A 12,781-nucleotide genomic window follows, 5' to 3' on the forward strand; every position below is an offset into this window, starting at 1 on the left:
CGCTGTGTTTCCGTTTGAAACGCAGGCTACCGACACTTTGCGCCTCTTAAGCGAGCGACAACCGTGAGGTTGGCGACGTGAACAGTCACGAGGCCATCGGTTTACCCCCGGCAAGGAAAACTCTGCCCGTAGCTTAGTCGTCAATGCAAGAATAATGAGTAAGTTACGATGAAAAGAATGTTAATCAACGCCACTCAGCAAGAAGAGTTGCGTGTCGCCCTCGTGGATGGGCAGCGTCTGTACGATCTGGATATCGAAAGCCCAGGACACGAACAGAAAAAAGCAAACATCTACAAAGGCAAAATTACCCGTATCGAACCCAGCCTTGAAGCCGCATTCGTAGATTACGGTGCTGAGCGTCACGGTTTCCTCCCTCTTAAAGAAATCGCCCGCGAATACTTCCCGTCAAACTACAATGCGCATGGCCGCCCGAACATCAAAGATGTTCTGCGCGAAGGCCAGGAAGTCATTGTGCAGATTGACAAAGAAGAGCGCGGCAACAAAGGGGCGGCACTGACCACCTTTATCAGCCTTGCCGGTAGCTACCTGGTGCTGATGCCAAACAACCCGCGTGCCGGTGGTATCTCTCGCCGCATCGAAGGTGACGACCGTACCGAACTGAAAGAAGCGCTGTCCAGCCTGCAACTGCCAGACGGCATGGGCCTGATTGTGCGCACTGCGGGCGTGGGCAAATCTGCCGAAGCGCTACAGTGGGATTTAAGCTTCCGTCTGAAGCACTGGGAAGCGATTCAGAAAGCCTCTGAAAGCCGCCCTGCCCCGTTCCTGATTCACCAGGAAAGCAACGTTATCGTCCGTGCCTTCCGCGATTATCTGCGTCAGGACATCGGCGAAATCCTTATCGATAACCCGAAAGTGCTTGAGCTGGCTCGCCAGCATATCTCTGCGCTGGGCCGTCCGGATTTCAGCAGCAAAATTAAGCTCTACACCGGTGAAATCCCGTTGTTCAGCCACTACCAGATCGAATCGCAGATTGAATCTGCTTTCCAGCGTGAAGTGCGTCTGCCGTCAGGCGGCTCTATCGTTATCGACAGCACCGAAGCGTTGACCGCTATCGACATCAACTCCGCGCGTGCCACTCGCGGTGGTGATATCGAAGAAACGGCCTTCAATACCAACTTGGAAGCGGCCGATGAAATTGCTCGCCAGCTGCGTCTGCGTGACCTCGGCGGCCTGATTGTTATCGACTTCATCGATATGACCCCGGTTCGTCACCAGCGTGCTGTTGAAAACCGTCTGCGTGAAGCGGTGCGTCAGGATCGTGCACGTATCCAGATTAGCCACATTTCTCGCTTCGGCCTGCTGGAGATGTCTCGTCAGCGCCTGAGCCCGTCACTGGGTGAGTCCAGCCACCACGTGTGCCCACGTTGTAGCGGCACCGGCACCATCCGTGACAACGAATCCCTGTCACTTTCTATTCTGCGTCTGATTGAAGAAGAAGCGCTGAAAGAGAATACCCAGGAAGTTCACGCGATTGTTCCGGTTCAGGTTGCTTCTTACCTGCTGAACGAAAAGCGTGCTGCCATCAGTGCTATCGAAACCCGTCAGGGTGACGTACGCGTGATCGTGGTACCAAACGATCAGATGGAAACGCCACACTACTCCGTGCTGCGTGTCCGTAAAGGCGAAGAAACTCAAACCCTGAGCTATCTGCTGCCGAAACTGCACGAAGAAGAGATGGCCCTGCCGTCTGAAGATGAACCAGCAGAACGTAAACGTCCTGAGCAGCCTGCTCTGGCCACATTCGTGATGCCTGATGCACCGCCAGCGCCTGCCGCTGAAACGGCGAAAGTGGCTGCACCAGAAGCGAAGAAAGCTGCACCGGCTGCTGCAACCGCAGCGGCGCCAGGCCTGCTTTCTCGTTTCTTCTCCGCGCTGAAACAAATGTTCAGTGGCAGCGAAGAAGCAGTGGTTGAACCGCAGCCGGTGAAGACAGAAGAGAAACCAGAACGCCAGCAGGATCGTCGTCGTTCTCGTCAGTCTAACCGCCGTGACCGCAACGACCGTGGCGATCGTCGTGATAACCGCGATAACCGTGGCGAACGCGATAATCGCAATGAAAACAGCGAAGGCCGTGAAGAGAACCGTCGCAACCGTCGCGAAAAACCGCAGCAAAATGCTGAGACTCGCGAATCACGTCAGCAGAACGTCGTGGAAGAGGCTGATAAGTCTAAATCCCGTGACGAGCAGCAGCCGCGTCGTGAGCGTAACCGTCGTCGTAACAATGACGAAAAACGCCAGCCTCAGCAGGATGTGAAGGTTCAGACTCGCGAAGAACAACCGGCTCAGGAAACCGAGCAGGAAGAACGCATTCAATCTATGCCGCGTCGTAAGCAGCGTAATCTGGCGCAGAAAGTGCGCATTGAAACCGCCGCAGAAACCGCTGAAAGAACGGCTGTTATCGAGCCAGTTGCGCCTGTCGCTGCTGCGCCAGCACAGCGTACTGAACTGGCGAAAGTCGACCTGCCCGCTGTTATCGACACGCCAGCAGAAGACGAAAGCAATGATAACCGTGAAACTGCCGGTATGCCGCGTCGTTCACGTCGCTCCCCGCGCCACCTGCGCGTGAGCGGTCAGCGTCGTCGTCGCTACCGTGACGAGCGTTACCCGACCCAGTCTCCGATGCCACTGGCTATCGCCTGTGCGTCCCCGGAAATGGCGTCTGGTAAAGTGTGGATCAGCTACCCGGTATCACGTCAGCATGACAACCAGGTTGAAGAAACCCGCGAGCAGGAAGTTGTTCAGGCAGCAGAAACGGGAGAAACCGTTGCTCCTGTCGTTGAACAGGCTGCACCTCAGGTTGAAACGCCCGTTGCAGAAACGGTTGAAGTGGTAGAGCCGCAGTCTGTTCAGGCTGAACCTGCAGCGCCAGTGGTTGAAACCACGCATCCTGAAGTGATTGCCACGCCGGTTGCTGAGCAGCCACAGGTGATTGCTCAGGAAGATGCTGTTGTCGCCGAAGTCATCGCAGAAGAAGCTGCTCCAGCTGTGGCTGAAGAAGTGGAACAGGTTGTTGTCGTTGAATCAATCGTTGAGCAACCTGTCGTTGAACAGCCAGTGGTTGCCGCTGAACCTGCACCGGTTGTCTCTCAGCCAGTCGTCGAAAAAGCAGCAAAATCTGTTGTTATCGCCACGGCACCAGAGGCTCACCACCACGCGACTGCGCCAATGACTCGTGCTCCAGCACCGGACTATGTGCCAGAAGCGCCACGTCAAAGCGACTGGGTTCGTCCTGACTTCAACTTTGAAGGCAAAGGGTCTGCCGGTGGCCATAGCGCTACGCACACAGCAACCGCTGGCCCTACCCGTCCACAGTCAATGGAATAAGCGTAAAGATCATTACAAACCGCCTTCGGGCGGTTTTTTTTATGCCTTGAATTCGCATTTTGCCTGGCGGCGCTTCGCTGGCACAGGCCTAAGGGTGGTGGTAGGCCCAGTAAGCGAAGCGCCACTGGGCATCACCGGAAGTAAAAAAAGCCCGCGCCGGGGTGAGTGGCGCGGGCAGAGAGAACCTGCCCAGTTTCATGACAGGTTCTAAAAGGTTGAGGCTTATTTATTCAACTGGAACAGGGACATTCCCTGCATATCGCTGAATGTTTTGTAGGATGCTTGCAGGGCCGCCTGCTGCATGGTGTAGTTGGAGATGGTTTCGTTCCAGTCCACGTTCACCAGGTCACTCATCTGTTGGGTCTGGCTGAGTTTGCGGTCATCGCCCAACGCATCAAGCTTATCGAGTTCGTTAAGCTGGGTACCCACTTCGGCACGGACCGTCAGCACGTTGTTGAGAGAGTTACGCAGACCACGGTTGGTTTTATCAATCGCTGCTTGTGCTGTTGCCTGTGCCGCATCGTCGTCTGCTACTGGTGTTTTCAGTGCCGTAATGGCGCTATCCAGCATTTTAAAAATGTTTGTTTCAGAAGCGGAACCATCCGGCTCTTTCACGGCATTGCTGGTAATCGAGTCAAAAATCTTATCACCCGTATGGCCAATGACCATGGTGCGCGAAGAGTCTACCTGCTGCTCCACGTTAGTTGTACCGCCGCCATAAGTGCCGTCGGCAGCAAAAGGCGCGGTGTCCGTGCTGTAACCCGCAAACATATAGCGTCCGTTGCCATCCTGGCTGTTTGCCAGGTTCAGCAACTGGTCACGGATACCTTGCAGATCCGTCGCCAGTGAAGCGCGGTCATCGTCGCTCAGCGTGCCGTTACCCGCATAAACGATTTTTTCCTGTGCAGACTGAATCGCCGTCGTCACCTGCGACAGCGTGTTCTCTTCTTGAGAGATACGCTGAGTCGCAAAGCTGCGCGCGGAAGCAAACTGGGCGGTTTGCGCCTGGGCCTGCGAAAGGACAACAGCCTGAGAAGCGGCAATCGGGTCATCGGAAGGACGGTTCACACGCAGCCCGGTGGACATCTGCTCGCCGTATTTCATCCAGGTGGACTGAGAGTCAGTGATACCACGCATGTTTTGCTGGTACATCATTAAAGTGGTCACACGCATCGTTCACTTCTCCTTAGCGAATGTTGATGATGGCATCGAACAGGGTGCTGGCGGTCTGCAGAACCTGAGCATTCGCCAGGTAATATTGCTGGAACAGCTGCAGATTGCCGTATTCCTCATCGAGGCTAACGCCAGAAATGGACTGCTGCTGTTTTGTCAGCTGCGTGACCACGTTACCCTGCGTCGTGCTGCTGGTTTCGAGGTTGGCGGTTTTGTTCCCCACGTCACTCACCAGCGCCGCATAGGCATCGTTAAAGGATTTGTTGCCGCCGACCAGCTTGCTGTTTTGCAGATCCAGCATCGCCTGGCCGTTACGGTTATCACTTTCACCGCTGTTGCCATCCGGCAGCCCCATCGCAATGGTGCCTGGGTCAGAAATCGCGACGCCCATGTTGACGATAGCGTTCGCCACGGGCTTCACGGTGAAGCTGTCATTTTTGGCGGCGTTGCCGCTGATGCTGACCGAAAGGCCGTCAAATTTCAGCGTGCCTGCCGTGCTGTCGTCCACCGTGACGCTGGTGTTGTCCGACAGACGCGTGACCTGCCAGTTGCTGCCATCAAAACTGACTTTGTAATCTGTAGCCTGCACTTTGGTGCTGTTGGCAGGATCGACGGTTGCCGTCAGCTGCGCTGTCCCGGTGTTACGCGTGTTGCTCAGGACTGACGGTGAGCCAATAGTGAAGAAATCGCCACCGGTCTGTGTATTACCGTCAGCATCAATATACGTACCCTGAGCATTTTGTGCGTTAAACGCATTAGCAAACGACAGCGCCATCTGGTTCAGGCTATTACGGGTCTGATCGAGATCCTGAGAGCGGAACGTTATCAGGCCGCCCAGTGAGCCGGTCGTCAGCTGTTTTTCCGGAATTTCGATATTCCCGGCAACGTTATCGACATACGCAACAGTGGTACGCGAAGGATCGGCGCTGCTTGGTACCGCCGCCAGTTTGTGCGACGTACTGCCCTGCACCAGGCTGTAGCCGTTGGCCATGGTGATGTTATAGGTGCCGCCGTCCTGGACGTTCACTTCCACGCCGACCAGCTGGTTTAACTGGCTGACGAGCTGATCACGCTGGTCGAGCAAGTCGTTTGGCGATGCGCCTGCGCCCACACCGGTGAGCTTAGAAATCTTGTCGTTAAGGGAAGCAATCTGCTGCGAGTAGTTGTTAATCTGGTCGACGCTTGAAGCAATCGCGCCGTTAACCTGCTTATCCTGGTCACGCAGATACTGATCGGTGGTTTTGAACTGATTAACCAGCCCTTGCGCTTTGCCGATCACCGTCTGGCGAGCAGCCGGATCTTCGGCGTTGCTGACCAGCGTTTGCAGGCTGGTGAAAAAGTCCTGCAAGGTCGCTGAAATGGAATTGGTGGTGTCAGACAGCATGTCGTCGATTTTCGACATCTGCTGATAACGCGTGGTCAGGCCGCTGCTCTGGTTTTGTGCCGCATTCAGCTGGTTGCTGATAAAGGCGTTGTATTCGCGCTGCACGCCGGTAACAGTCACACCGTTCCCGACCCAACCGCCCATACCCAGCGTACTGTTTGACGCCGACAGAACCGTCGTCTGGCGGGTATAGCCAGCCACGTTATAACTGGCAATGTTGTTACTGACGGTATTCAGTGCCGCCTGTGCAGCGCCCAGGCCGCTCATTGCACTATTAAATAAACTGGACATGGAGGTTCCTTTATTCTTTTGAGACACGGGTCCTGACGAAGATTATCGGCACTGTTCAGGTGAACTTGAGCGGTTTCAGAACAGATTTTCAATCTCGTTGCTGTACGCCTTACTGACCTTCTCACTCATTCCTTTTAACTGCTGGATCATGCTGGTGAGCTTGCGTGCATAGTTCGGGTCCGTGGCGTAACCGGCGTTCTGCAAGGCCTGTGCGCCCTGCTCTGGCGTTGCCGCTTTGGTGACAGCGGCGTAGCGAGGATTACGGGTTAACAGGCCAACGTAATCCGACAGCGCATCAAGATAAGAGCTGTAGACGCGGAAACGCGCCTTAACCTTTTTCATCTCACCGTTTTCAAATTCGGTGGTGGTGATTTCGGTGACTTTGCCCTTCCAGTCTGAAGAGGCCTTCACGCCAAAGAGGTTGAAGCTTGGCTCGCCGTTTTCACGGCGGATTTGCCGTTGTCCCCAGCCGGATTCCAGCGCCGCCTGAGCAAGGATCAGGTGATGAGGAATACCGCTTTGTTCACTGGCGAGTTTCGCAGGCAGCGAGAGCTGCGCGAGGAAGTCCTGGCTGCCGCCCGTCAAATCCGCGGCGTCTGTTGCTGTAGGCGCTTTCGGCATCGCTTTGCGCACCATTTGCGTCAGCGCCGAGTTCTGATAGCTGGTCACCGTTTCGAGGTCAAACTTCAGCGGCACCTGCGCAGGCGTGTCTTTCACTTCTCCTTGCGCCGCCGCCATCTGTTTCACCATCTCATCGGCCAGCCCCAGTCCTTTGCCCGCCGTTAACTGCTGGGCAATTTGCTGATCGTACATACTGGTGTACAGCCGGGTCTGGTCGCTGCTAAAAAGCCCGTCTTTCGGCAGCGCATCACGCATGCTTTTCAGCATCATTTGCACGAACATGCCTTCCACCTGACGGGCCACGGGCTTGAGATTCGCCCGTGGATCCTGTCCGGCTTTCATTTTCAGTTCGTTGAGCGATTGCGCGTCCCAGGCCGCGCTCGCCATCAGCTTGCTGTCGCCCAGCATCAGATGATTTCCACTTTGGCACGCAGGCAGCCTGCGGTCTGCATGGATTGCAGGATAGACATCAGTTCCAGCGGTGATGCTCCCAGCGCATTAAGCGCACGCACGACGTTATTCAGGTTGGCGCTGGAACGCACGCTTTGAATCGCACCGCCGCTCTGACGCAGATCGATTTGCGTTTGCGGAGTCACCACCGTTGAGCCGCCAGCAAATGGCGTATCCGGCTGGCTGACCTGAGCAGAACGGTTCACCGTGACGGACAAGTTGCCTTGCGCCACCGCGCAGTTATCCAGCGTGACTTCGCGGTTCATTACCACCGATCCGGTACGCGAGTTGATGATCACTTTCGCATCCTGAGGCGTGACGTTCACTTCCAGGTTCTGAATGTCCGCCAGCATACGCACCTGACTGCTGTTGCCGCTTGAACCCTGAATCTGCACGGTACGGGCATCCAGCGCGGTCGCCATGCCAAATCCGCCGCGGCGGTTGATGGTATCGGCAATCTGCTGCGCCATGCCGAAGTCGTCTTCGTTGAGTTGAAGATTAATGGTGTTACCCGCCCCAAACTGACTAGGCAATTCACGTTCGATGGTCGCGCCACCGGTGATACGCCCGCCGTTCAGCTGGTTAACCTGCACGCTGCTGCCACCCGCAGACGCACCGGCACCGCCAACAAGTATGTTGCCCTGCGCGAGGGCATAAATCTGGCTATCAACGCCTTTTAAAGGAGTCATCAACAGCGTACCGCCGCGAAGGCTTTTCGCGTTACCCATTGAGGACACCACCACGTCGATGGTTTGCCCCTGACGGCCAAACGCCGGGAGTTGCGCCGTCACCATGACCGCCGCCACGTTTTTTAACTGCATGTTGGTCCCAGCCGGAACCGTGATCCCAAGCTGCGACAACATGTTGTTCAGACTTTGCGTGGTGAACGGCGTTTGCGTCGTCTGGTCACCGGTACCGTCAAGTCCTACCACCAGCCCGTAGCCGATCAGCGAGTTTTGACGTACGCCCTGTACGCTGGTGAGGTCACGAATGCGATCGGCCTGGGCGAATCCCGCCACCAGAACCAGAGCAATGCCAACCAGAGTTTTAAACATAAGTCACCTCGTTACATCGGTGAGAGATTAAGGAAGAAACGCTGCAGCCAGCCCATGTTCTGCGCTTCATTGATATAGCCGTTACCCACGTATTCGATACGCGCGTCCGCCACTTGGGTAGACGGTACGGTGTTACTGCCGCTGATCGTGCGAGGGTTCACCACGCCCGAGAAGCGAATAAATTCTGTGCCCTGATTGATGGCGATTTGTTTTTCACCCACCACGTGCAGGTTGCCGTTAGCCAGCACCTGATCCACGGTCACCGTCAGCGTGCCGCTGAAGGTATTGCTGGCGTTAGCGCCGCCTTTCCCGTTAAAGGAATTGCCGCCAGAAGCGTCCACATCGGCGCGGGCATTGCCAAACAGGCCTTGCAGATAACGCGGCACGGTGTCGAAGCCGAAATTCGTTTTGCCGTCGCGGCTGGCATTCGCGGAAGAACTCTTCGACGCGCTGACGTTTTCCTGCAACTGGATGGTCAGAGTGTCACCAATATTGCGCGGACGACGGTCCTCAAACAGCGGTTGATAGCCGTAGTTAATCGGCTGGGCGCTTTGAAAAATAGACCCATTGACCACTGGCACAGGGCCGGGCACAGGTTGTGCCGTGGTCGCCCCTTCCACCAACGGTTTAGAAGGGATCCATGCGCATCCTGCCTGCGTCAGAGCAAGAAGCACGAAGAACGGATAACGAAGCGCTGAGGATTTGTGCATGGCCTTTATCTTCTGAATCAAAAAAATCCGGTGCGGGAAATCCGCACCGGAGACAACTTACAGCTGAGTGAGTTTCTGCAGCATCTGGTCGGTGGTTGAGACCGCCTTGCTGTTGATCTCATACGCACGCTGAACCTGAATCATGTTGACCAGCTCTTCCGCCACGTTGACATTCGAGGTTTCCACATAACCCTGATACAGCAGACCCGCACCGTTCAGACCAGGCGTGGTGTCGTTTGGCGCACCGGAAGCCTGCGTTTCGGTGTAGAGGTTCTCACCAATGCTTTCCAGCCCGGAGTCGTTCATGAAGGTGGTCAGGTTAAGTTGCCCCACCTGCACCGGGTTCGCTTGCCCCTGCTGAGTCACGCTCACCACGCCGTCACGGCCAATGGTAATGCTCAGAGTGTTAGCCGGAATGGTGATAGCAGGCTGAACCTGGTAGCCGCCTGCCGTCACCAGTTGACCGTTCTGATCGACCTGGAAAGAGCCGTCGCGGGTATAAGCAGAGGTGCCATCTGGCAACAGAACCTGGAAGAAACCTTCGCCTTTAATCGCCACATCTTTGCTGTTGTCGGTCTGCGACAGGTTGCCCTGAGTGTGAATGCGCTCAGTGGCGACCGGACGAACACCGGTACCAATTTGCAGGCCAGAAGGCAGCGTGGTTTGTTCAGAAGACTGGGCACCTGGCTGGCGCACGGTCTGGTAAAGCAAGTCTTCAAACACGGCACGTTGACGCTTAAACCCGTTGGTGCTGACGTTCGCCAGGTTGTTGGCGATAACGTCCATGTTGGTTTGCTGCGCGTCGAGACCGGTTTTGGCGATCCATAATGAACTGATCATAGATGTCCTCAAATTGCTGACAAAGAAGGAAAAAACGTGGTTTTTCCTTCTTTGTGGTGAGCAGTCGAAAATCAATAAATTGATTTTCCTTGTTTTTTATTGGTCAGAACATGACAGACCGGTGCCGTAATGTGATTTCTCATCAGTCTCATATCCTGTTATTAGCTCATTGACAGTAGCTGGTTAGCCTTCTGCGCGTTGTCGTCAACGCTGCTGATGACCTTCATCTGCATTTCAAAACGGCGCGAGCTGGCAATCATTTCGGCCATCGCCGCCACGGGTTTGACGTTACTGCCCTCTAACACGCCGGACTGCAGACGCACGCTCGGGTCAGACTGCAAGGTCTGCCCACGAGTCGCCTGAGCCGTGGCGGTCAGGCGGAACATACCGTCATCGCCACGAATCACTTCGTTGTTCGCCGCTTTCACCATTTTGAGTTTGCCGACCGGCGCAATGGTGTTGGCAGGGTCACCCGGGTTGAGCGCAGAAATGGTGCCGTCTGCGGCAATGGTGACTTCTGAGCCTTCCGGCACCACCACAGGCCCGCCGCCATCGCCCAGCACCGGGTTGCCCTGAATGGTCAATTGCCCCGTGGAGCTCACCTGAATGCTGCCGTTGCGGGTATAGCCTTCCGTACCGTCTGCGGCCTGGACAGCCAGCCAGCCGTCCTGCTGCAACGCCACGTCCAGAGGGCGAGCGGTATAGTCGAGCTGACCCGGTGTCATGTCGGCGCCAGGCGTCGAGCCCGCCACCAGCGTACGAGTCTGGTAAGTCTCCCCGTTGACCGGCACCGCTCGCAGCGCGGTCAATTGCGCGCGAAAGCCCGGCGTAGAGGTGTTGGCGAGGTTGCTGGCGGTGACCGCCTGCAGTTCCATCGTCTGACTTGCCGCGCCCATCGCGGTATAAATTGCGTGATCCATGAAGCCGTCCCGTCAGGCGCTTAGCGCAGGTTAACCAGGGTGTTGAGGATCTGATCCTGGGTTTTGATGGTCTGCGCGTTCGACTGGTAGTTACGCTGCGCGACAATCATGTTCACCAGTTCTTTACTCAGGTCGACGTTGGACGCTTCCAGCGCGCCGTTGGTCAGGGTGCCGAAGTTCCCGGTACCCGCAGTTCCCAGCAGTGCCACGCCTGAAGACTGGGTGGCTGACCAGACGTTATCGCCTTCCGACTGCAGGCCTTCGTTGTTGGCAAAGTTCGCCATCACGATTTGACCAAGAAGCTGAGTCTGTTCGTTGGAGTAGTTGCCGACCACGGTGCCATCGTCGTTAATCTGGTAGCTCACCAGGTTGCCCGGCTTGTAACCGTTCTGGTTGGTCGCAACGATGTCGTTGGAGCCGGTGTTCTGCTGCATGGAGTTAGCGAGGCTGAGGGTGAAGGTGCCGCCTGCTGAACCGTTCAGGCCCACCAACGGAATACCAAATTCAGGTTTAGCGCCTGTCGCTGGAGGCGTCAGCACACCGCCAGCGTAGGTTCCCACGCCTGTCAGGGTGCCGTTATTGTCAAAATTCATTTGTGCGGCTTGTACTGCTTTCGCACCTGCAACGCTGGAGTCCTGGGTATAAATATCCCAGGTGTTATCCGCCGTTTTAACGTAATACAGGTTTACGTCGTGGGAGTTACCCTGCGAGTCATAGACCGTGACGGTGCCTTTCTTGTTGTAGGTATCCGAGTTCGTCGCATCAAACGGTGAGGTCGCTGGCTTAGCATCGGTGGAGTTGAGGTTAATCTGCATCGATGCGGTGGTGGTTGCTTTCGCCGCCATCAACGTATTGGGAATGCTCAGGCCAACCGGGTTTGCCCCCTGCTGAATGGTTGGCGGCGTGCCGGTGGCCGGATAGCCGGTCAGCTGCAGGCCCTGCATGTTCACCAGATTGCGGTTTTCATCCAGTTTGAACTGGCCGTTACGGCTGTAATAGACGGAACCGTTGCTGTCCGTCAGACGGAAGAAGCCGTTCTGGCTGATGGCGACATCCAGCGCACGCCCGGTGCTGGTGGTGGTGCCGTCGGTAAAGTCCTGGGTTATCCCGGCGACTTTAACGCCCAGCCCGACTTTGGAACCGGCGAACATATCTGCAAACGAGGCCGTCCCGGATTTAAAGCCGTAAGTGGCGGAGTTGGCGATGTTGTTGCCGATCACGTCGAGGTTGGTGGAGGCCGCGTTCAGGCCGCTGACCGCTTGAGAAAAGGCCATGTCTTTACTCCTGCTAAGGGTTAAATAATCTGACGAACTTCGTCGAGCGTGGTGGTGCCATACGTGCCGAGATCCAGCAGATTACCGCTGCTTCCCTTCGTAATCCCTTGCACAAGCGCGAACTGGAGCGGCTGAGCCACCAGTTGGGTGCCGTTTGTGCTGGCGGCAATCGAGACGCTGTATGCGCCATCCGGAACCGTCGTGCCATCAGCGGCAGTCCCGTCCCAGGTAAAGGTGTGTACGCCTGCGGTCTGAGCACCCAGATCGAGGGTACGGATCACTTTGCCACTGCTGTCAGTGATGGTCGCCGTGGCTTTATCCGCCGCCTGGGTTAACTCAACCCCAAACGGCGTGGTGCTGGCGGAACCATCAGAATTCGCACCTGCCAGAACCACGGAACCCGGGATCATCACGCCGTGACCAATCAGGTTTGAGGCCTGCAAAGACTGGCTGTTATCAATCTGACCGGAGATAGAGCCCAGCGTGGTATTGAGTTTCTCAATCCCGCTGACGGTGCTGATTTGCGCCAGCTGCGAGGTCAACTGGCTGTTGTCCATCGGGTTGGTCGGGTCCTGGTTTTGCAACTGGGCTACCAGCAGCGTCAGAAAGCTGCTTTGCAGGTCGGACGCGCTGCTGCTGGTTAAGTCACCGCTGGTGGCTTTGGTGGTGCTGACGCCGGTGTTAGTCGGGTCGTTGACATTGACGGCAATAGACATCG

Annotated in this window: 10 protein-coding genes; 1 reads left to right on the forward strand and 9 read right to left on the reverse strand. The window is 56.2% G+C overall.

Annotated elements, in window-relative coordinates; translation table 11 throughout:
• Positions 1-168: 168 nt before the first annotated feature.
• The gene (rne, locus tag ACLW56_RS01480) at positions 169-3,345 is read left to right on the forward strand and encodes a ribonuclease E (protein WP_330982042.1); all 3,177 of its coding nucleotides are present in this window, start codon (positions 169-171) and stop codon (positions 3,343-3,345) included.
• A 222-nt stretch (positions 3,346-3,567) separates the two neighbouring features.
• Here the strand turns inward: rne and flgL are convergent, their stop codons facing one another.
• From flgL to flgD, 9 genes are all read right to left on the reverse strand, one after another.
• Positions 3,568-4,518, reverse strand: a complete 951-nt coding sequence (gene flgL / locus ACLW56_RS01485) for a flagellar hook-associated protein FlgL (protein WP_330982043.1) — start codon at positions 4,516-4,518, stop codon at positions 3,568-3,570.
• A 13-nt stretch (positions 4,519-4,531) separates the two neighbouring features.
• Positions 4,532-6,193 (reverse strand): flagellar hook-associated protein FlgK, encoded by a 1,662-nt coding sequence (gene flgK / locus ACLW56_RS01490; protein ID WP_330982044.1) that lies wholly within the window; start codon positions 6,191-6,193, stop codon positions 4,532-4,534.
• A gap of 75 nt (positions 6,194-6,268) precedes the next feature.
• Positions 6,269-7,222 carry a flagellar assembly peptidoglycan hydrolase FlgJ gene (flgJ, locus tag ACLW56_RS01495; RefSeq protein WP_330982045.1) on the reverse strand — a complete coding sequence of 318 codons (954 nt, stop codon included), beginning with the start codon at positions 7,220-7,222 and terminating at the stop codon, positions 6,269-6,271.
• Entirely contained in the window at positions 7,222-8,319 is a 1,098-nt protein-coding gene (locus tag ACLW56_RS01500) for a flagellar basal body P-ring protein FlgI (RefSeq protein WP_330982046.1), read from the reverse strand. The genes flgJ and ACLW56_RS01500 overlap by 1 nt, the downstream gene beginning before the upstream one ends.
• An 11-nt stretch (positions 8,320-8,330) precedes the next feature.
• Positions 8,331-9,029: a flagellar basal body L-ring protein FlgH gene (gene flgH, locus ACLW56_RS01505; RefSeq protein ID WP_330982047.1), complete on the reverse strand. Its 699-nt coding sequence runs from the start codon at positions 9,027-9,029 to the stop codon at positions 8,331-8,333.
• Between the two features lie 57 nt (positions 9,030-9,086).
• A complete protein-coding gene (flgG, locus tag ACLW56_RS01510) occupies positions 9,087-9,869 on the reverse strand; it encodes a flagellar basal-body rod protein FlgG (RefSeq protein WP_330982048.1) in 783 nt (260 codons plus the stop codon).
• Between the two features lie 161 nt (positions 9,870-10,030).
• Positions 10,031-10,789: a flagellar basal body rod protein FlgF gene (locus ACLW56_RS01515; protein ID WP_330982049.1), complete on the reverse strand. Its 759-nt coding sequence runs from the start codon at positions 10,787-10,789 to the stop codon at positions 10,031-10,033.
• Positions 10,790-10,809: 20 nt separating this feature from the next.
• Positions 10,810-12,063, reverse strand: coding sequence for a flagellar hook protein FlgE (gene flgE, locus ACLW56_RS01520; RefSeq protein WP_330982050.1), 1,254 nt, complete (start codon positions 12,061-12,063; stop codon positions 10,810-10,812).
• A gap of 20 nt (positions 12,064-12,083) precedes the next feature.
• The gene (gene flgD / locus ACLW56_RS01525) at positions 12,084-12,779 is read right to left on the reverse strand and encodes a flagellar hook assembly protein FlgD (protein ID WP_330982051.1); all 696 of its coding nucleotides are present in this window, start codon (positions 12,777-12,779) and stop codon (positions 12,084-12,086) included.
• Positions 12,780-12,781 lie beyond the last annotated feature (2 nt).

Origin of the sequence: Pantoea sp. sgz302252 (assembly GCF_047713085.1) — a bacterium.
In the GTDB taxonomy this organism is placed as follows: Bacteria; Pseudomonadota; Gammaproteobacteria; order Enterobacterales; family Enterobacteriaceae; genus Scandinavium.